The organism is Sulfitobacter sp. 1A15299, from assembly GCF_043556915.1.
In the GTDB taxonomy this organism is placed as follows: Bacteria; Pseudomonadota; Alphaproteobacteria; order Rhodobacterales; family Rhodobacteraceae; genus Sulfitobacter.
The window spans coordinates 448428-466668 of record NZ_JBIFFJ010000001.1 but is presented as its reverse complement, the minus strand read 5'-3'; the positions used below and the strand labels follow the sequence as shown (position 1 = coordinate 466668).

The 18241-nt window shown below is 64.2% G+C and carries 20 protein-coding genes and 2 tRNA genes; 16 read left to right on the top strand and 6 right to left on the bottom strand.

Annotated features, from left to right (window positions below; genetic code table 11):
* Positions 1 to 160: 160 nt before the first annotated feature.
* Positions 161 to 237: transfer RNA gene (locus ACGYK7_RS02255), tRNA-Pro, on the top strand.
* Positions 238 to 288: 51 nt separating this feature from the next.
* Here the strand turns inward: ACGYK7_RS02255 and ACGYK7_RS02250 are convergent.
* Both ACGYK7_RS02250 and ACGYK7_RS02245 read right to left on the bottom strand, forming a co-directional pair.
* Positions 289 to 1047 (bottom strand): MauE/DoxX family redox-associated membrane protein, encoded by a 759-nt coding sequence (locus tag ACGYK7_RS02250; protein WP_394398590.1) that lies wholly within the window; start codon positions 1045 to 1047, stop codon positions 289 to 291.
* Positions 1048 to 1174: 127 nt separating this feature from the next.
* Positions 1175 to 2572, bottom strand: a complete 1398-nt coding sequence (locus tag ACGYK7_RS02245) for a sensor histidine kinase (RefSeq protein ID WP_394398588.1) — start codon at positions 2570 to 2572, stop codon at positions 1175 to 1177.
* 217 nt (positions 2573 to 2789) lie between these two features.
* On the opposite strand from ACGYK7_RS02245, the gene queC reads away from it, so the two are divergent.
* The 5 genes from queC (at position 2790) to ACGYK7_RS02220 (ending at position 5904) form a co-directional block, all read left to right on the top strand.
* Entirely contained in the window at positions 2790 to 3491 is a 702-nt protein-coding gene (gene queC, locus ACGYK7_RS02240; RefSeq protein ID WP_394398586.1) for a 7-cyano-7-deazaguanine synthase QueC, read from the top strand.
* On the top strand, positions 3491 to 3844 hold the full coding sequence (queD, locus tag ACGYK7_RS02235) for a 6-carboxytetrahydropterin synthase QueD (protein ID WP_394398584.1): 354 nt from the start codon (positions 3491 to 3493) through the stop codon (positions 3842 to 3844). The genes queC and queD overlap by 1 nt, the downstream gene beginning before the upstream one ends.
* Positions 3841 to 4548 (top strand): 7-carboxy-7-deazaguanine synthase QueE, encoded by a 708-nt coding sequence (gene queE / locus ACGYK7_RS02230; RefSeq protein ID WP_394398582.1) that lies wholly within the window; start codon positions 3841 to 3843, stop codon positions 4546 to 4548. Before queD ends, queE begins: the two co-directional genes overlap by 4 nt.
* A gap of 15 nt (positions 4549 to 4563) precedes the next feature.
* Complete coding sequence (gene queF / locus ACGYK7_RS02225; protein WP_067268534.1) at positions 4564 to 5028, top strand: preQ(1) synthase; 465 nt, start codon at positions 4564 to 4566, stop codon at positions 5026 to 5028.
* A gap of 210 nt (positions 5029 to 5238) precedes the next feature.
* Positions 5239 to 5904 (top strand): L,D-transpeptidase, encoded by a 666-nt coding sequence (locus tag ACGYK7_RS02220; protein WP_394398580.1) that lies wholly within the window; start codon positions 5239 to 5241, stop codon positions 5902 to 5904.
* 45 nt (positions 5905 to 5949) lie between these two features.
* On the opposite strand, the gene ACGYK7_RS02215 is transcribed toward ACGYK7_RS02220, so the two are convergent.
* Positions 5950 to 6222 carry a hypothetical protein gene (locus ACGYK7_RS02215; protein WP_394398578.1) on the bottom strand — a complete coding sequence of 91 codons (273 nt, stop codon included), beginning with the start codon at positions 6220 to 6222 and terminating at the stop codon, positions 5950 to 5952.
* 87 nt (positions 6223 to 6309) lie between these two features.
* Positions 6310 to 6386, bottom strand: a tRNA-Arg gene (locus ACGYK7_RS02210).
* 146 nt (positions 6387 to 6532) lie between these two features.
* Here ACGYK7_RS02210 and ACGYK7_RS02205 point away from each other — a divergent pair.
* Together ACGYK7_RS02205 and ACGYK7_RS02200 are read left to right on the top strand one after the other, a co-directional pair.
* Complete coding sequence (locus tag ACGYK7_RS02205) at positions 6533 to 7570, top strand: LacI family DNA-binding transcriptional regulator (protein ID WP_394398576.1); 1038 nt, start codon at positions 6533 to 6535, stop codon at positions 7568 to 7570.
* Positions 7567 to 8781: a winged helix-turn-helix domain-containing protein gene (locus ACGYK7_RS02200; protein ID WP_394398574.1), complete on the top strand. Its 1215-nt coding sequence runs from the start codon at positions 7567 to 7569 to the stop codon at positions 8779 to 8781. Before ACGYK7_RS02205 ends, ACGYK7_RS02200 begins: the two co-directional genes overlap by 4 nt.
* On the opposite strand, the gene ACGYK7_RS02195 is transcribed toward ACGYK7_RS02200, so the two are convergent.
* On the bottom strand, positions 8778 to 9473 hold the full coding sequence (locus tag ACGYK7_RS02195) for an aspartate/glutamate racemase family protein (protein WP_394398572.1): 696 nt from the start codon (positions 9471 to 9473) through the stop codon (positions 8778 to 8780). The genes ACGYK7_RS02200 and ACGYK7_RS02195 overlap by 4 nt on opposite strands.
* A gap of 164 nt (positions 9474 to 9637) precedes the next feature.
* Between ACGYK7_RS02195 and ACGYK7_RS02190 the strand changes: the two genes are divergently transcribed.
* The 8 genes from ACGYK7_RS02190 (at position 9638) to ACGYK7_RS02155 (ending at position 17284) form a co-directional block, all read left to right on the top strand.
* Complete coding sequence (locus ACGYK7_RS02190; protein ID WP_394398570.1) at positions 9638 to 10879, top strand: NAD(P)/FAD-dependent oxidoreductase; 1242 nt, start codon at positions 9638 to 9640, stop codon at positions 10877 to 10879.
* Between the two features lie 38 nt (positions 10880 to 10917).
* Positions 10918 to 11907: a TRAP transporter substrate-binding protein gene (locus ACGYK7_RS02185; RefSeq protein ID WP_394398568.1), complete on the top strand. Its 990-nt coding sequence runs from the start codon at positions 10918 to 10920 to the stop codon at positions 11905 to 11907.
* Positions 11908 to 11983: 76 nt separating this feature from the next.
* The gene (locus tag ACGYK7_RS02180; protein WP_394398566.1) at positions 11984 to 12508 is read left to right on the top strand and encodes a TRAP transporter small permease; all 525 of its coding nucleotides are present in this window, start codon (positions 11984 to 11986) and stop codon (positions 12506 to 12508) included.
* A gap of 4 nt (positions 12509 to 12512) precedes the next feature.
* A complete protein-coding gene (locus ACGYK7_RS02175) occupies positions 12513 to 13823 on the top strand; it encodes a TRAP transporter large permease (RefSeq protein WP_394398564.1) in 1311 nt (436 codons plus the stop codon).
* 12 nt (positions 13824 to 13835) lie between these two features.
* Complete coding sequence (locus ACGYK7_RS02170; RefSeq protein WP_394398562.1) at positions 13836 to 14771, top strand: hypothetical protein; 936 nt, start codon at positions 13836 to 13838, stop codon at positions 14769 to 14771.
* Positions 14764 to 15492 (top strand): allophanate hydrolase subunit 1, encoded by a 729-nt coding sequence (locus ACGYK7_RS02165; protein ID WP_394398560.1) that lies wholly within the window; start codon positions 14764 to 14766, stop codon positions 15490 to 15492. Before ACGYK7_RS02170 ends, ACGYK7_RS02165 begins: the two co-directional genes overlap by 8 nt.
* Positions 15489 to 16520 carry a biotin-dependent carboxyltransferase family protein gene (locus ACGYK7_RS02160; RefSeq protein ID WP_394398558.1) on the top strand — a complete coding sequence of 344 codons (1032 nt, stop codon included), beginning with the start codon at positions 15489 to 15491 and terminating at the stop codon, positions 16518 to 16520. Before ACGYK7_RS02165 ends, ACGYK7_RS02160 begins: the two co-directional genes overlap by 4 nt.
* Positions 16517 to 17284 carry a LamB/YcsF family protein gene (locus tag ACGYK7_RS02155; RefSeq protein ID WP_394398556.1) on the top strand — a complete coding sequence of 256 codons (768 nt, stop codon included), beginning with the start codon at positions 16517 to 16519 and terminating at the stop codon, positions 17282 to 17284. Before ACGYK7_RS02160 ends, ACGYK7_RS02155 begins: the two co-directional genes overlap by 4 nt.
* On the opposite strand, the gene ACGYK7_RS02150 is transcribed toward ACGYK7_RS02155, so the two are convergent.
* Complete coding sequence (locus ACGYK7_RS02150; RefSeq protein ID WP_394398554.1) at positions 17281 to 18150, bottom strand: branched-chain amino acid aminotransferase; 870 nt, start codon at positions 18148 to 18150, stop codon at positions 17281 to 17283. The two genes, ACGYK7_RS02155 and ACGYK7_RS02150, sit on opposite strands and share 4 nt — an antisense overlap.
* Between the last annotated feature and the right edge of the window lie 91 nt (positions 18151 to 18241).

Below are 18241 nucleotides of genomic sequence, written 5' to 3'. Positions count from 1 at the left end.
CCCTTCCCTTCATCCTTTCTCAAATACCCTCGGGGGAGCAGCCGCAGGCTGCGGGGGCAGCGCCCCCAATTCCCCCCGCTTCCCCCAAACGCCACGCAAAATCCCTGCAACTGACCAATTGCCAAACCCGCCAAGCTGCGCTATTGCGCTGCACATCGGTCGGGCTGTAGCGCAGCCTGGTAGCGCACCTGCTTCGGGAGCAGGGGGTCGGAGGTTCGAATCCTCTCAGCCCGACCAGATACCCTTCCACACCTCCCTCGGCACAAAACTCGGGTCACTGTAATCTGCTCAGCCGTAGACCTTGAGCAGCATCCAAACCCCCATGCCCAGCATCATGACGTTCTCGGTAAGCGAGACGAACCCAAGCGGCACATTGCTCGACCCGCCGACGCAGGCGCATTTCAATTCACGTTTGTCGACATAGACCGCCTTGATCACCGAAACCGCGCCAATCGTGCCAATCACGATCGCCACAGGGGCCGAGAGCCAAGTCAGCGCGCCGGCGGTCATCAGAATACCCGCCAGTGCTTCTCCGAAAGGATAGACCTTGCCATAGGGCACCCAACGCTGCGCCAAGAGGTCGTAGTTCAGAAACATCGTCGAAAAGCTTTCGATATCCTGCAACTTCTGCACAGCGAGGACACACATGGAGATCGAGATGAACCACTCGAAGGCCCGAAGCGTGAAGATGTTGCCGAATGCATACCACGAAAGCCCCAGTGCCATCAGGAAGGCCACGCCGAAAATGGCGATGACGGGCTGATAGCTGGTGTCCGATTGCTCTTCCTTGGGCTTGTCCAAACCGAAATGCACACGCAGATCGTCGTAGCCGCCGATCCGCTCCTCCTCGATGAAGGTTTGCGGCGTGGTCTTCACACCCTCTTTCGCCATGAAGGCATCGGTCTCTTCGCGGGTCGTGAGGTGGTGATCTTCGACCTGGTACCCCTGCCGCTCCAGCAGGTCTTTGGATTTCAACCCGAAGGGACAGAGGTGTTGCTCCATCACCATCCGGTAAAGTTTCGCGGTCTTGCCCTGTCCTTCGGCCATCCTAACCTCCTTTTGCCTTTTCGAACGACGTCTCAAAGGAGGAACAAGTTTCCAGCGTAGGAGAGTTCCGCAAAGGGGGGATTTACGTGAACCGCCCACCTGCGCAGCACGGCAGGCGCGGCGTCGCTCAGGCCAGTTTGCCCAAATGCGCGGCGGGAATCGTGACTGTCCAGGTCAGGGCGTTCTCGCTGGTCACCGTTTCAGCCGCGCCATTGACCATGGCGGGGGCCAATACTGATAGAACCTTGCTGCCGAAACCGGTGGCTTTTTTGGCAGAAGGGTCAAAGGTAATGCCGCTCTCGATCCATTGAAAACGCAGCCCCCCCTTTTCGGTATGGGACCAGTGGCACTGAATATCGCCGCAGCCGTCGCTCATCACGCCATATTTCGTGGAATTCGTCGCCAGCTCATGCAGCGCCATACCGATCAGTTGCAACGCCTGCGGTCCCAGAGCGACCGAGGGGCCATCCACATCCACCGCTTTGGACTGCAAATGCAAAAACGGATCCAACTGCGCGCGCACCAGCTCGGCCAGATCCACCGAGGACCAGCCGCCATCCACCAGCAAATCGGTGGAGCGGGCCAGCGCCTGAATACGGGCCCCGAAGGATTTGTTGAACTCCGCAAGGGATGCCGCCGAATTCGCCGTTTGCCGCTGCATCGCCGTGACCAGAGAGAGCATGTTCTTGGCCCGGTGGATCACCTCACGCGAGACGAGATCGCGCACCTCTTCGGCCTTGCGCGTCGCGGTCACATCATGATGGATGTTCGAGATCGAGACGACATCCCCCGAGAGCGTCCGAATGGGCGTGCAGGCGATGGTGACATGGCGCTCGGTGCCGTCCTTGGCCACGCGCACCGCGTCGAACTGGCGCAGCTTGTCCGCCATGATCTGATCGCGATACTCAAGCACCCGCATCGGCCAATCCGGGGGATACAAAAGCTCGACCGACTGGCCCAAAGCCTCCTCCTCCGTATAGCCGTAAAGCTGCTCGGCCGCGGGGTTCCAGCTGATGATGCGGCCTTCCATGTCATAGGTCAGGATCGCTTCGCCCGTGGTGGCCACGAGGGTGGCAAAGGTTTCCGCCTGCACATGGGCACGTTCGATATCGTCATGCGCCATACGGCGCGTCGTGACATTGCGGTGCTGCAACAGCAGGCAGGGCGCGCCTTGGACCGTCATGCGGTTGGCGTTGAGTTGAAACCAGCGCCGCACCCCCGGCCCGTCGCAGGGGTATTCCCCCTCAAAGGAAGTCCCGGTTTTCAGCGCTTGGCGCAGCCCATCCAGAACCGTTTCCGCCTGCACCACGGCATCCATGACCGCCGCTTCGCAGATGTCAAAGTAATTGGCCCCCACGTAATGCGTTTCCGCGTCGCCGCCGTTCTCTTCGCAGAAGATCTTCCATGCCATATTGACCGCGACAATCTTGCCGGCGGCATCAAGGATGACCACTTCGTCGGTCATCGCCTCGATCAATTCATAATGGCTGGCGTCAAGCGTAACGCTTTGGCTGCTTTTTAACATAGGCTCACCATAGCGCGAATGCGGCCTTGGCTAAAGTTAACTTAGATTTAGTCGTTAAAGCAAAATCCCTATTTTATCGGGATTTGGCGGAAACTCTCTCGCCTCTGCTGCGGCGGTCCTGCGCGCCCAAGCGCAAGGCTTGCAATCCGCGCAAATTCTGAAATAAGCCCCGCCATCCGGTCGCAGCCTACCCGGACATCAAAACAAGGGCCCCAAAATGAAAACACTTGTCATCTGCTCAGGCGGACTCGATTCCGTGTCGCTTGCGCATATCACCGCAAAGGTGCATCACCTCACCCGGCTCGTCTCCTTCGACTATGGCCAACGCCACCGTAAAGAGGTCGATTTCGCCCGCGCGGCGGCGGAACGGCTTGGCGTGAAATTTCACCTGATCGACATGCGCGGCATCGGTGCGGCGCTTTCGGGTTCCGCCCTCACTGACGATATCGACGTGCCTGACGGGCATTACGCCGAAGACACGATGAAGATCACCGTCGTGCCGAACCGCAATGCGATCATGCTGTCGATCGGCTTTGGCATTGCCGCGGCCGAGGGGGATGAGGCCGTGGCCACTGCGGTGCATGGCGGCGATCATTTCATCTATCCCGACTGCCGCCCCGGTTTCACCCGCGCCTTCGACGCGATGCAGCAGGCCGCGCTTGACGGCTATGCCGATGTGCGGCTGCACACGCCCTTCGTCGAGCACAGCAAGGCCGAGATCGTCCGCCAAGGCGCGCAGCACGGCACCCCCTTCGCCGAGACATGGTCCTGCTACAAGGGCGGCGCGGTCCATTGCGGGCGCTGCGGCACCTGTGTCGAGCGGCGCGAAGCCTTTCATCTGGCCGGGGTCACCGACCCCACGGTCTACGCCGATCCCGACTATTGGACCACGGCCCTCGCCGCACAGGGGGAAGGCTGATGTTCCGTATTCGCAAGGAATTCCACTTCTCCGCCAGCCACCAGTTGACCCACCTGCCCGATGACCACCAATGCGCGCGGCTGCATGGACACAACTATATCGTCGTGATCGAACTCGCCGCCGAGACGCTCAACGCCGATGGTTTCGTGCGCGATTACCACGACCTGAAACCGCTCAAGACCTATATCGACGATCACTTTGACCACCGGCATCTGAACGATGTGCTCGACGGCCCCTCCACCGCCGAGAACATGGCGAAACATTTCCACGATGGGTGCGCCGCCCGCTGGCCCGAGACCTCTGCCGTGCTGGTCAGCGAGACCCCGAAGACCTGGGCGGAATACCGGCCATGACCCTACGCATCGCCGAGATTTTCGGCCCCACCATTCAGGGCGAAGGCGCGCTGATCGGGGAGCCGACGGTATTTGTCCGCGCGGGCGGCTGTGACTATCGGTGCAGCTGGTGCGACAGTCTGCATGCCGTCGACAGCCAATACCGCCATAGCTGGGCCCCCATGTCGACCGAGGATGTCTGGCGCCGGGTCCGGAAGCTTTCCAAGGACCAACCGCTGACCGTCTCCCTCTCGGGCGGCAACCCGGCGATACAGGATTTCGGCCCGCTGATCCGCATGGGCAAGGCCGCGGGCTATCGCTTCGCCTGTGAGACCCAAGGCTCCATCGCGCGGCCATGGTTTGCCGATCTCGATACGCTTGTGCTCTCACCCAAACCGCCATCAAGCGGTGAGCGTGTCGACTGGGACGCATTCGACGCCTGCCGGACCCTCGGCGCGCAGGCGCGGCAGCAGGTGATGAAGATCGTGATCTTTGACGAGATCGACTACCATTGGGCGCGCGAAGTGCATGCCCATCACCTCGATATCCCGCTCTACCTTCAACCCGGCAACCCCGAGGTCGATCCCGCCACACCGGTGGACCCGCAGGCGCTGGCCGACCGCCTAGGCTGGCTGACCGATCTTGCCATGACCGATCACTGGTTCGCCCCCCGTATCCTGCCGCAACTTCATGTCCTGATCTGGGGCAACAAGCGCGGCGTCTGACCGATGGAGACCCCCATGTCCGACGACATCTACAGCAATCTCAAACAACTCGGCGGGGAAACCCGTATTCCCGCCAGCCCCGAAGAGGCCGAACTGGAGCGGGTGCCGAACCCGCAGGCCGATGTTGCCTATAACGTGCGCTTCACCGCGCCGGAGTTCACCTCGCTCTGCCCGATGACCGGCCAGCCCGACTTTGCCCATCTGGTGATCGACTATGTGCCCGGCCCGTGGCTGGTGGAATCAAAATCGCTGAAGTTGTTTTTGACCTCTTTCCGCAATCACGGCGCGTTTCACGAGGATTGCACCATCTCCATCGCCCGACGGCTGGCCGAGTTCCTTGACCCGCAGTGGCTGCGGATCGGCGGCTATTGGTATCCGCGCGGCGGCATTCCCATTGACGTGTTCTGGCAAACCGGCCCCCTGCCCGAGGGCGTCTGGATCCCCGATCAGGGGGTGCCCCCCTACCGGGGACGCGGCTGACCGGGCCTTCCCTACCTGCTACCCCCGCAGCATTCGGGGCGCGCGCCCACCCGCCCGCGCCCCGTTCTCCCGTGAAAACCGTGTGTTTTAGATCACAATCTCTTCAGCAACCGCCTTCTTCCTTGAACCTCTAGCGGGGAAAGGCCGTTAGTCTCTCATACACGCATACGACCCTGCCCCGCGCAGAGAGGTCAACCACGGAGCGACCACATGCTGACAAGACGTCATTTCATTCAGACCACCACGGCGCTGTTTTCCGGCGCGATTGCCACCCCCCTGATGGCCCGCACACGCCCAAGCGCGGCAGAGAAAGCCGCATGGGATGCGCAGGTTACCCCGGCGGGCTTTGACCCGGCGACAAGCAACCCCTGGGGCGTGCACCCGCGCTTCTTGCCGCAACGGGTCGTGGCGAATGACAACCTGCGCGTCGGTGACATCCACGTCGATGCAGTGGCCCGCTATATCTACCATATCGAAGAGGGCGGCACTGCGATGCGCTACGGCGTGGCGATCGCGCGTGGCAATCTTTATGAGCCGGGCACCTATACGATCAAACGTAAAGTGGAATGGCCGCATTGGACCCCCACCCAGAACATGATCAAGCGCGATCCCGAGCTTTACGCGGGCCTTGAAGACGGGGTGCCGCCCGGCCCTGAAAACCCCCTCGGTTCGCGGGCGCTCTACCTCTTTGAAGGGAACCGCGACACCTATCTGCGCATCCACGGCACCCCGCAGCCGCAGAGCATCGGCGGCCGGGCAAGCTCAGGCTGTGTGCGGATGATCATGGCGCATATCAACCAACTCTACCCGAATGTGCAGACCGGCTCGACGGCCTATCTCTATTCGGCGGAAGAAAGCGTTGTCGCCAGCAGCTAAGCTGGAACGAATAACGGGGGCCGCGTGGCAGCCCCCGTTGTTATGTCAGGCTTGGCGTTTGGTGCAGATCGGATTGCCACCCACCGCCCGCAGCGGCACCAGCGTCGTTTCGACCGGGCCGTTGTGCTGATACCAATAGCAGCCATCCTCCGGCAGCAAACGCGCCGTCGACAGATCTTGGTTCGGCGCGGCAAGGCTCACCACCGACTCCGGCAGATTGCCCACACGGGCCGAGCCGCCCTGCGGCCCGCTCGCCGGCACCGTACATCCGGCAACGGCCAGCAAGGCCGCCCCGATCACAAAAGTTCCTATTTTCATCAAAGCCTCTGCCATTCCTGATTATATCCCGGGCAATCTGACAGACCGGATGGGGATTTCAAGGCACAAGGGGGTGAGGATGACTGATGGCGACCCCGGCAGGATTCGAACCTGCAACCTGCCCCTTAGGAGGGGGCTGCTCTATCCAGTTGAGCCACGGGGCCGACAGGCCGGGTGTAGCGCAAGCCTCGGGCGATGTCATCGGCAGATTGGCAACCGAATGGCTGCGCCGCTCGGCAGGGCTGCGGCAATGCTTGATCGCGCCTCCCGCTTCGCGCTACCTATGGGTGAGGCAAACAGGAAAACCAAATTGACCACACCCCCCAAACGCCCCTTGACCCTGCGTGACGTATCCGATGCTTGCGGCGTTTCCGAGATGACGGTCAGCCGTGTGCTGCGCAAACGCGGCGACGTGTCGGAGGCCACCCGCAACCGCGTTCTCGCCGCAGCCAAGGCGCTCGGCTATGTGCCAAACCAGATCGCCGGATCGCTGGCCAGCCAGCGCGTGAACCTTGTGGCGGTCGTGATCCCATCGCTGGGCAATATGGTGTTCCCCGAAGTCCTGAACGGCATCAACCAAGTGCTCGAAGACACGCCGCTGCAACCGGTCGTGGGGGTGACGGACTACCTGCCCGAGAAGGAAGAGCGGGTGCTCTATGAGATGCTCTCGTGGCGGCCCTCTGGGGTGATCATCGCGGGGTTGGAGCATTCAGAGGCCACCCGCGCCATGCTGCGCAATGCGGGCATTCCGGTGGTCGAGATTATGGACACCGACGGCAAACCCGTCGACGCGATGGTGGGAATCTCGCACCGCCGCGCCGGGCGCGAGATGGCGCAGGCAATCCTGCGCGAGGGCTATGAGCGGATTGGCTTCATGGGCACGAAAATGCCCCTCGACCACCGCGCGCGCAAACGCTTCGAGGGCTTTACCGAAGGGCTCGCCAAAGCGGGGGTGGAGATCGAAGACCGCGCCTTTTACTCCGGCGGCTCCGCGCTGGCCAAGGGGCGCGAGATGACACAGGAGATGCTGGAACGCTCGCCCGACCTTGATTTTCTGTATTACTCCAATGACATGATCGGCGCGGGCGGGCTGCTGCATCTGATCGACCAAGGTATCGACATTCCCGGGCAGATCGGCCTTGCCGGGTTCAACAACGTCGAACTGCTACAAGGTCTGCCGCGTCAATTGGCGACAATGGATGCCTGCCGGAACGAGATCGGTCAGGCGGCGGCGCGGATCATCCTGAACCAGACCCAGCCTGACCCGGACCCGGAGATGCAGACCCAGATCACCCTGACGCCGACGCTGTCGCTGGGCGATACCCTGCGCCGCCGCCGTCAGGGGTGAGCCGCCCAAGGCTCGGCAATGGCGCCGCGCGGCGGTTGTTTCTGGCGCGTCACCTGCTGTCGGACCCGCCGCAGGGCTCGGCCAAGGGCACGGCACTGCTCAAGCTGATCCATGATCTGGGTTTTGTGCAACTCGACAGCATCAACACGGTGGCGCGGGCGCATGATCTGATCCTGTTCGCCCGCCGTCCGCGCTATCGTCCTGCGGCGCTCAAGCGGCTTTATGAAAAAGACCGGGCGCTGTTTGAGCATTGGACCCATGACGCCGCCGTCATCCCGATGGAATTCTACCCGCAATGGCATCTGCGCCAAACCCGCGATGCGGCCAAGTTGCTGGGCCGCTGGAAGGATTGGCAGCGGCACGACTTCGAAACACAGATGCAAAACGTGCTCGCGCAGGTCCGGGCCGAGGGCAGCGTCACCTCATCTGACGTGGGCCGGGACGAGCCGCGCAGCAGCGGGGGCTGGTGGCAATGGCATCCGTCGAAAACCGCGCTGGAATATCTGTGGCGTAGCGGCGCGCTGGCCGTGACCGGGCGCGAGGGGTTTCGCAAGCGCTATGACCTGACCGAGCGGGTGGTCCCCGCCGCGCTGCGTGACCCGGCGCATGCCCCCGACATAGAGCAGACGATCGACTGGTGCTGCGATCAGGCGCTGACGCGCTTGGGTTTCGCCACGGCGGGGGAATTGGCCGCCTTCTGGGCCCATACCTCCCCCGCCGAGGCGCGCGGCTGGTGCGTGGCAGAGCAGGCCGCGGGGCGGCTGGAGGAGATCGACATTGAGGCCGCCGACGGCAGCCTGCGCCCCGCCTTTGCCCGCCCCGGCTGGGCCGATGACCCAACCCTTACCCGCGAACCGCCAAAACGGCTCCGGGTGCTCAGCCCCTTCGACCCCGCCCTGCGTGACCGCAAACGCGCCGCCCGGCTGTTCGGTTTCGACTACCGGATCGAGGTTTTCGTGCCCGAAGCACAGCGCGAATACGGCTACTATGTCTTTCCGCTGTTACAGGGCGACAGGCTGGTGGGGCGGGTCGATATGAAGGCGCATCGCGATCTGGACGTCTTGCGCGTCACCGCGCTCTGGCCCGAGCGCGGGGTTCGCTGGGGCAAGGGGCGGCAGGCGGCCTTGGAGGCAGAGCTGCACCGCCTCCTGCCGCTGACCGGGGTGCGCCGGATCAGCTTCACCGACGGCTGGCTGCGCGCGCCGCATTAGCCGAAGCGGGCCGGCAGCAGCCCTGCGTGAAACCAGTTGAGATAGCTGTGGATCGAATGCACGGGCCGCCCGGTCGCCGCCGCGATGTCGGGGGCATATGGCACCATATTCGTGCATTCCAAAAGGATCGCCCCGACATCTATGTGGGTCTCCACCAGTCGCTGCGCCGCCTGCACCATCTCGGCTCGCGCCTGCGCCACGTCGAGGTCGGGCAGATTGCCGAGGATCGTTCGGGCGAAACTGCTGCCCTCCATCCCCACCACCGGGCTGCCCTCGGGCACGCCCGCCGCGCGCAGATGGGCGGGCGAAAGCGTGGCGGCGGAGATCGTCAGAATGCCCAGCCTTTGCCCCGGCGGCAGGCAGGCGGCGATCTGCCCCGCCTGCTCCAACGCCGAGGCGGCAACGGGCACGCCCAGCGCCTCGGCCAGACGGGGCCGGATCAGCGCCAAGAAGCCGCAGGTGGTGGCGATGCCGGTGCAGCCTTCGGCGATCAAGTCGCGCCCCACCGCGATAAAAGCCTGCACGAAGGGCTCGATATCGTCGCACACGATCGCTTCAGGCGTGGCCCCCGGCACCACCGCATAGCGCACCGGGAAGTCCCAACTGCCCGCATGGCCGACATCCCCCAGAATGCGGGGAAACCGCGTGTCCAGCATGAGGATTCCCAGCCGCGCGCCCGTCTCGTTTGTCATATGCCCTCCGTTTGGGCGCAGGGTGCCTTTGCGGGCAGGGCGAGACAAGCGAAACCCTAACGATGACATTTTATCAGCATTTTGTTGACGTGGTGATTTTTTGTGTAAAAGATGCCCCAAAGGAAACAAGCCATGACCCAACGCGAAATCGAAAGCCGCCACCCATGAGCCAGCATGTCGTTGTTATCGGCGCCGGGATTGTCGGCGTCTCTGCCGCGATCTGGCTGCGCCGCGCCGGGGCGGCGGTAACGCTCGTCGACCGGGCCGAGCCGGGGCGCGGCACCTCGCATGGCAATGGCGGCGTACTGGCGGCGGCGGGCGTCGCGCCGGTGACCGGGCCGGGCCTGCTGCGCAAATCGCCCGGCATGCTGCGCGACCCCGAGTTCCCGCTGTTCCTGCGCTGGCCCTATCTGCCCCGCCTGCTGCCGTGGCTGCGCCGCTACATGGCCCACGCCAATGACCGCGACACCCGACGCATCTCTGCCGGGCTGGTGCCCATCGTGAGCGACAGCGTGGCGCAACACAAAGCCCTCTGCGCCGATCTGGGGCTGGCGGATTGGGTCCGCGACAGCGACTATTGCTTTGCCTATACCAACCGCGCTGCCTTTGAGGCTGAAGCCTACACATGGGCGCTGCGCCGCGAGGCGGGTTTCGAGCCGGAAATCATCGACGGCGGCGTGGTCAGGGAATTCGACCCGGCCTATGGGCCGCAGATCAACTGCATCGCACGGTTGGCCGACCACGGCTTCATCGCCGACCCCGGCGGCTATGTCCGCGCTTTGGCCAAGGCTTTCGAGGGGATGGGTGGCACCATCCGACAGGCCGAAGTGCAGGACGTGGCGATCGTCGACGAGGAGGTCACTTCAGTCCTCACCGATCAAGGCCCGCTGCCCTGCGATGACGTGCTGCTGGCCACCGGCGTCTGGTCGAAACCGCTCATGCGCAAACTGGGGATCAACGTGCCGCTGGAATCCGAACGCGGCTACCACATCGTTTTCAAGGATGCCGAGGGCGGCCCGTCGCGCCCCACCATGATGGCGGCGGGCAAATTCGTTGCCACGCCGATGGCCGAGGGGCTGCGCTGTGCCGGGATCGTCGAGTTCGGCGGGTTGGAGGCGGGCGCGTCCAAAGCCCCGCTGGCGCTGCTGCGCCGCCAGGCCAAGGCCGCCTTCCCCCATCTCACCGCCAGCGAAGAAATCGAATGGCTGGGGCACCGACCCGCCCCCAGCGACTCGCTGCCCCTTATCGGGCAGATCGGGACGAGCCGGGTCTACACTGCCTTCGGGCACCATCACATCGGGTTGACGGGCGGGCCGAAAACGGGCCGACTGATCGCCGGATTGATCATGGGGCAGACGCCAAACACGGATCTGACCCCGTATCACCCCCAACGCTTCGACGGATGACGCCAAGCGTGGGACTGCAACAACAAGGGAGAAACCACATGACACTGACAGCAAGACTGATGGCCGGCGCGGCGATGACCGCCCTGACGCTGGGCACCGCCATGCCCGCCTTCGCGGCCGAGAAATGGGACATGCCGATGGCCTATTCGGCCTCGAACTTCCACTCCGAGAACGGCGTGCAATTCGCCGAATGCGTGGGCGAGAAGACCGGCGGCGAGATCGAGATCACCGTCCATCCGGGCGGCGCCCTCTTCGCCGGCGCAGACATCAAGCGCGCGATCCAGACCGGGCAGGTCCAGCTGGGCGAGCGTCTGCTCTCTGGCCACCAGAACGAGAACGCGGTCTTCGGCTTTGACTCCATCCCCTTCCTCGCGCCCTCTTTCGAGGCCAGCGCGCAGCTTTGGGAAGCCGCCAAGCCCAAGGTCGAAGCCGTGTTGGAAGAGCAGAACCTCGTCCTGCTATATAACGTGCCATGGCCGCCCCAAGGGCTCTACTTCAAAAAGGAAGTCGGTTCGGTCGAGGACATGAAGGGCGTGAAATTCCGCTCTTACAACAACACCACCGCGCGTCTGGCCGAGCTGACCGGCATGTCGCCCGTGACCATCGAAGCCGCCGAAGTCAGCCAGGCCTTCGCCACCGGTGTCGCGGAATCGATGATCTCGTCGGGGGCCACCGGCTACGACCAGAAGGTCTGGGAGAGCCTGACGCATTTCTATGAAGTCGACGCATGGCTGCCGCGCAACTACGTGATGATCAACGCCGATGTCTGGGCCGAAGTCTCGGACGCCAACAAAGAGGCGATCACCACCTGCGCGACCGAGGCCGAAGAGCGTGGCCTGCAAGCGTCCAAGGATTACACCCAGTTCACCTATGACGGGCTGCGCGAAGGCGGCATGAACGTGGAACCGGCCAGCGAAGAGCTGATGTCGGGCCTGCGCGAAGTGGGCGAGACCATGACGCAGGAATGGCTCGAAGCCGCGGGCGAAGACGGTCAGGCGATCGTCGATGACTACAAGGCGATGCAATAATCACGAAACCTGCGGCGGCCCGTCACCCGGGCCGCCGTTCTCATGCCCGGGCATGACTTGACGGAGGGAGAGCCGCATGAAGGCGCTGCGCAGACTATTGGACGGGCTATATACCGGGGCGGGGGCGCTTGCCGCGCTCTGTCTGGTGGCCATCCTTACCTTGATCGTGGCGCAGATGGTCGCCCGTTGGACCGGCAATGTCTTTCCGGGCGCTGCCAGCTATGCGGGCTATGCCATGGCTGGGGCCAGTTTCCTCGCCTTCGCCAATGCGCTCAACCGCGGCTCGCACATCCGCGTGTCGATCCTGCTTAACGCGCTGAGCGCGGGCGGGAGGCGGCTGCTGGATATCTGGTGTTTTGCCGTGGCGGCGGCGGTCGCGTGGTATTTTACTTACTACGCCTATTGGTTCGTCTATTGGTCGTGGAAGTTCCACGAAGTGAGCCAGGACCAAGACGCCACCGCACTCTGGATTCCGCAATCCGTCATGGTGATCGGCGGCGGCATCCTTGCCATCGCGCTCACCGACAATCTTTTGCACCTCATCTTCAAGGGCGACCACCGCGTCACCCGCGACCTTGTCGATCAAAGCTTCGGGGAATGACGCCATGACCGAGATCTATGCCATCACCCTGTTTCTGATCGTCCTCTTCTTCCTCCTTGGCACCGGCGTCTGGGTCGGCCTTGCCCTGATGGGCGTGGCTTGGGTCGGGATGGAGCTTTTCACCACCCGCCCCGTGGGCGACGCCATGATCACCACGATCTGGGCCAGTTCCTCAAGCTGGACGCTGACCGCGCTGCCGCTCTTTGTCTGGATGGGCGAAATCCTCTACCGCACGCGGCTGTCGCAGGACATGTTCCGCGGGCTGTCGCCGTGGCTCGCGAAACTGCCGGGCGGGCTGGTGCATACCAATATCGTCGGCTGCACGGTCTTTGCCGCCGTCTCGGGCTCTTCCGCCGCGACGCTGACCACCGTAGGCAAGATGTCGATCCCCGAGCTGCGCGCGCGCAACTATCCTGAAAAGATGATCATCGGCACGCTGGCGGGCGCGGCCACGCTGGGGCTGATGATCCCGCCGTCGCTGGCGCTGATCGTCTACGGCGTGACGGTCAACGAAAGCATCACCAAACTCTTCTTCGCGGGCGTGCTGCCAGGGCTGCTGCTGGCGCTGATGTTCATGGGCTATGTCGCTGTTACCAGCATGCTGTCGAAGGATTGGAACCCCGATGCGGAGACCGGCATGAGCTTTGGTGAAAAGCTGCGCAACTCGCGCTTCCTGCTGCCGGTCTTTGCGCTGATCACGGTCGTGATCGGGTCCATGTACCTCGGCTTTGCCACGGCGACCGAGGCGGCGGCCATCGGTGTCATCGGCTCGCTGACGCTGGCGCTGTTTCAGGGCTCGCTGAACTGGCACAGCTTCCGCGATAGCCTGATGGGGGCGATGCGGACCTCTGCGATGATCGCGCTGATCCTTGCGGGTGCGGCCTTCCTGAAACTGTCGATGGGCTTCACCGGCCTGCCCCGCGCGCTGGCCGACGGGATCGCGGCGATGGAGCTCTCGCGTTTCGAGCTACTGATGGCGCTCTTGGTCTTCTATATCGTGCTGGGCATGTTCCTCGACGGCATCTCCTCGGTCGTGCTGACCATGGCGGTGGTGGAGCCGATGGTGCGCAGCGCGGGCATTGATCTGATCTGGTTCGGCATCTTTGTGGTCGTGGTCGTCGAAATGGCGCAGATCACCCCGCCGATTGGCTTCAACCTCTTCGTGCTGCAAGGCATGACCAACCACGAGATGGGCTATATCACCAAGGCCGCGCTGCCGATGTTCGCGATCATGGTCTTTATGGTCTTCGTGCTGATCTGGTTCCCCGAAGTGGCCACATGGCTGCCCGAAAACTTGCGCAGCGCACCGGTTTAGCGGTGAAGGGCCATGCGCTATATGCTGAGACTGGCCTCGCGCCATGCTCGGGCCTGCCTGATCGTCGGGCTGCTGGCGGGGCTGGCCCTGCCCGGCCTTGCGGCGGCTCTTGCCGGGTGGTTGCCGCAGATGGTGGCGGCGCTGCTGACGATCACCGCGCTCAGGATCGGGCATCGCGCGGCCCTTGGTGCGGTGCGCGACCTGATCTGGGGGCTGGCCTCGGTGCTGGCCTTGCAGACGCTGCTGCCCCTGCTGCTGTTGGGGGGCTTCGTGCTGGCCGGGCTGGGACAGACCCCCGCCGCACTGGCAGTGACCCTCGCCGCTGCGGCCCCGGCGCTGACGGGCAGCGTGAACCTCGCCCTGTTGATGCGGCTCGATGCGGGGCGAATGATGCAGCTGATGGTGCTGGGCACCGCCGCCTTTCCGCTGACCGTCCTGCCGGTGCTCGCGGCCCTGCCACAACTCGGCCCGGCCTCGGAAATCGCCCTCGCCGCCCTGCGGCTCTTGGCCGTGATCCTTGGCGCGACGGGGCTGGGCTTTGCCCTGCGCCATGTCATCCTGCCCCGCCCCTCCCCGCGCCAGACCGAAGCGCTGGATGGCGCATCGGTGCTCGCCTTCTCGGTCATCGTGGTGGGGTTGATGGCCGCATTGACCCCCGCGCTGCGCAGCGATCCATGGGCCGTGGCCGGCTGGACGCTGCTGGCCTTTGCCCTAAGCTATCTGTTGCAGGCGGGCACGTTGCTGCTGACCCGACGCGGCCCGCTGCGCGCCGTGGCCGGACCACTGGCGATCGGCGCGGGCAACCGCAATATCGCGCTGTTTCTCGTGGCGCTGCCTGCGGATGTCATCGCGCCGCTGATGATCTTTATCGGCTGCTGGCAACTGCCGATGTATCTGACCCCGCTGCTGCTGCCGCGCCTTTACGAAAGGATGCTTCGCAATGACTGACTGGCCCCGCATCCGCAGTGTCGGCCTCTCTGGCCTATTGGTCACCTTTGCCGAGAAGATGTCCGAACCCGCCAACCGCGCCGCCCTCGCTTTTCGCGCGGCGGTAGAGGAACAGGGCTGGCCCGAGGTGCGCGAGACCAGCACTTCGCTGGTGTCGACCTTCGTGCAATTCGAGGTCTCCCAAGAGGCCATTACCACGATGACCGACCGCCTGCGCGACCTGCTCGAAACCCGCGACTGGTTCGCCGAAGCCCTTCCCGCCGGGCGCAGCCTGTGGCATGTGCCCACGGTCTATGGCACCGACCTCGCCCCCCAGTTGGAGGAGGCCGCCGCGGCCGCGGGCCTCGACCCCGACGCGGCCATTGCGGAACTGTCGCAGGCGCGGGTCCGGGTGCTGACCATCGGCTTCGCCCCCGGCCAGCCCTATATGGGCGAACTGCTCCCGCATTGGGACATTCCGCGCCAGCAGGGGCTGACGAAATCGGTGCCGCCGGGGTCGCTGGTGGTGGCCATTCGGCAGCTGATCATCTTCACCAATGCCTCCCCCACCGGCTGGCGGCACATCGGCCAGACCGCCTTTCGCACCTTCCGCCCAGGCAGTGAGATGCCCTTTCCGCTGTCGCCGGGCGATGAGCTGATCTTCCCCTCCATCACCCGGCAAGAGTTCGACCGGATCGCCGAAGACCCCACCGGCGGGGCCGAGCGGGAGGCGCTGACATGAGCGGCACGCTGACCATCCATCAAGCCGGTCCGGCCATGACCATCCAAGACCTTGGCCGCCCCGGCTACCGCGCCGTTGGACTGACCCACGGCGGTGCGGCGGACCCGACCGCCCTGCACGAGGGGGCCGCCTTGCTGGGGCAAGACCCCAACAGCGCCGCGCTGGAGATGGCGGGCAGCGGCGGCAGTTTCGAGGTGGATCAGGACACACGCATCGCCCTGACCGGGGCGCAGATGCAGGTGAGCATCGACGGCGAGCCGGTCGCGTGGAACGCCAGCCACCTTCTGCCCGCCGGGGCGAAGCTGACCATCGGCGGCGCTCGGGACGGGGCCTATGGCTACCTGCATGTCGGCGGTGGATTTGACGTGGCACCGGTGATGAACGCCCGCGCCAGCCATCTGGCCGCTGGCATCGGCGCGCTGCTGCAAAGTGGTGAGACCCTGCCGTTGGGGGCCGACAAGGGGGGCGAGACGAACCTCACCCTGCCCCGCGACAGCCGGTTCGGGGCGGAGAAGGTGCGCATCGTCGCCTCCATGCAGACCGATGCCTTCGACGAGACGACCCGCCAGCGCTTCACCGAAACCACCTTTCGCCGTGATCCGCGCGCCAACCGAATGGGCGCGCGGATGGATCATGACGGCGAAGGTTTCGCCACCGGCGGGCAGTTGACCATCGTGTCCGAAGTCATCACCCCCGGCGACATCCAGATCACCGGCGACGGCGCGCCCTTCGTGCTGATGTGCGAATGCCAGACCACCGGCGGCTACCCTCGCATCGGCACGGTGATCCCCTGCGACCTGCCGATCGTCGCGCAGGCCCAGCCGGGTGCTGCGCTGCACTTCGCCTTCGTCGACCTCGACGAAGCGCTGACCGCCGAGACGCGCCACCGCGCTGACCTTGCCGCCCTGCCCAAACGCCGCCAGCCGCTGTTGCGCGACCCGGCGCGCATCCGCGACCTTCTGGGCTATCAACTGATCTCCGGCGTGGTTTCCGCCATGGCCGATCCCTTCGAGAAGGAGAACACATGACAACCGTCGATCTCAACGCCGACATGGGCGAAAGCTTTGGCCCGTGGAAAATGGGCGACGACGCGGCGCTGCTGCGCGTCGTGACCTCAGCCAATATCGCCTGTGGCGGGCACGCGGGCGACGCCGACGTGATGGCCGCGACGATGCGCATGGCCGATGAAAACGGCGTCGGCATCGGCGCGCATCCGGGGTTCATGGACCTCGCCGGTTTTGGCCGCAACCGCCTCTCGGTGCCGCGCGGCACCTTGCAGAACCAGATCCGCTATCAGGTCGCGGCAAGCGTGGGCATGGCGCGCGGCGTCGGGGCGGAGGTGCGACACCTGAAGCTGCACGGAGCGCTGGCGAATATGGCGTCTGAGGATGAAGGCTTGGCCCGCGACCTTTATGAGGCGGCGCTGAGCGTGGCGCCCGACCTCATCGTCATGGTGCTGGCCGCCACGGCGCAGGAGGCGGCGGTGCGCTCCTTGGGTTGCAAATGGGCCGGGGAGATCTTCGCCGACCGCGCCTACAACGACGACGCGACGCTGGTCGACCGCAGCAAGCCGGGTGCTGTGATCCATGACGCGGAAACGGCAGCGGCGCGCATGGTCGAGATGGTCAAGGCAGGCGCGATCATCACCGAGAGCGGCAAGCACATCCCCAGCCGGATCGACACGATTTGCCTGCATGGCGACACCGCAGAGGCCGTTCAAATCGCAACCGCCGTCCGCAAGGGTTTGCAGGACGGCGGCGTAACTTTGGCAAAGTTCGGCGGCAGCGTTTAGCTGCGCACCAGCTTTTCATAGTCGGTGGCGATTTCACGCGTCAGCGCGCCGACCTCGAAGGTCCAGTCGCCGATCTGCCCCACCGGGGTCACTTCGGCGGCGGTGCCGGTAAGCCAGCACTGCTCGAAACCCTCCAGCTCCTCGGGCATGATGTGGCGCTCGTGCACCTTGATGCCCTTGTCCTTGAGCATGCCGATCACGGTCTGGCGGGTGATGCCGTTGAGGAAGCAATCGGCCAGCGGCGTGTGCACTTCGCCGTCCTTGACGAAGAACATATTCGCACCTGTCGCCTCGGCCACATAGCCGCGGTAGTCGTACATCATCGCATCCGAACAGCCCTTCGCCTCGGCGGCGTGTTTGGACATGGTGCAGATCATATAGAGGCCCGCCGCTTTGGCATGGCTCGGGATCGTCTCGGGCGAGGGGCGCTTCCACTTAGAGATGTCGAGCTTGGCGCCCTTCATCTTGGCGTCACCGTAATAGGCACCCCATTCCCAAGCCGCGATGGCCAAGCGCACCGGGTTACGGGCCGAGGCGACACCCATGTCTTCGCCTACACCGCGCCAAGCCACCGCGCGCACATAGGCGTCTTGCAAGCCCGAGGCGGCGAGGACTTCGGCCTTGGCCGCTTCGATCTCATCAATGGTGTAGGGGATTTCGAAGTCGATCATCTCGGCCGAGCGCTTGAGCCGTTCCGAATGCTCCCGGCTTTTGAAGATCTTGCCGTTGTAGGCACGCTCGCCCTCGAACACCGAAGACGCATAGTGCATCGCATGGGTCAGGATATGGACATTGGCGTCGCGCCAATCCACCATTTTGCCATCCATCCAGATGTGCCCATCCCGGTTGTCATATCCGCCTGCCATGGTGTTTCCCCTCCAAATGACGCGCTATCTTTTCAAAAATTGCGCAAAAATCGGCAGATGCAGACATTTAGTTGCGCAAAACACGAGATTC

Coding starts and splice junctions, on each gene's coding strand:
- ACGYK7_RS02250 (WP_394398590.1), bottom strand. CDS start 1,047: ATGGCCGAAGGACAGGGCAAGACCGCGAAACTTTACCGGATGGTGATG.
- ACGYK7_RS02245 (WP_394398588.1), bottom strand. CDS start 2,572: ATGTTAAAAAGCAGCCAAAGCGTTACGCTTGACGCCAGCCATTATGAA.
- queC (WP_394398586.1), top strand. CDS start 2,790: ATGAAAACACTTGTCATCTGCTCAGGCGGACTCGATTCCGTGTCGCTT.
- queD (WP_394398584.1), top strand. CDS start 3,491: ATGTTCCGTATTCGCAAGGAATTCCACTTCTCCGCCAGCCACCAGTTG.
- queE (WP_394398582.1), top strand. CDS start 3,841: ATGACCCTACGCATCGCCGAGATTTTCGGCCCCACCATTCAGGGCGAA.
- queF (WP_067268534.1), top strand. CDS start 4,564: ATGTCCGACGACATCTACAGCAATCTCAAACAACTCGGCGGGGAAACC.
- ACGYK7_RS02220 (WP_394398580.1), top strand. CDS start 5,239: ATGCTGACAAGACGTCATTTCATTCAGACCACCACGGCGCTGTTTTCC.
- ACGYK7_RS02215 (WP_394398578.1), bottom strand. CDS start 6,222: ATGAAAATAGGAACTTTTGTGATCGGGGCGGCCTTGCTGGCCGTTGCC.
- ACGYK7_RS02195 (WP_394398572.1), bottom strand. CDS start 9,473: ATGACAAACGAGACGGGCGCGCGGCTGGGAATCCTCATGCTGGACACG.
- ACGYK7_RS02190 (WP_394398570.1), top strand. CDS start 9,638: ATGAGCCAGCATGTCGTTGTTATCGGCGCCGGGATTGTCGGCGTCTCT.
- ACGYK7_RS02185 (WP_394398568.1), top strand. CDS start 10,918: ATGACACTGACAGCAAGACTGATGGCCGGCGCGGCGATGACCGCCCTG.
- ACGYK7_RS02180 (WP_394398566.1), top strand. CDS start 11,984: ATGAAGGCGCTGCGCAGACTATTGGACGGGCTATATACCGGGGCGGGG.
- ACGYK7_RS02175 (WP_394398564.1), top strand. CDS start 12,513: ATGACCGAGATCTATGCCATCACCCTGTTTCTGATCGTCCTCTTCTTC.
- ACGYK7_RS02170 (WP_394398562.1), top strand. CDS start 13,836: ATGCGCTATATGCTGAGACTGGCCTCGCGCCATGCTCGGGCCTGCCTG.
- ACGYK7_RS02165 (WP_394398560.1), top strand. CDS start 14,764: ATGACTGACTGGCCCCGCATCCGCAGTGTCGGCCTCTCTGGCCTATTG.
- ACGYK7_RS02160 (WP_394398558.1), top strand. CDS start 15,489: ATGAGCGGCACGCTGACCATCCATCAAGCCGGTCCGGCCATGACCATC.
- ACGYK7_RS02155 (WP_394398556.1), top strand. CDS start 16,517: ATGACAACCGTCGATCTCAACGCCGACATGGGCGAAAGCTTTGGCCCG.
- ACGYK7_RS02150 (WP_394398554.1), bottom strand. CDS start 18,150: ATGGCAGGCGGATATGACAACCGGGATGGGCACATCTGGATGGATGGC.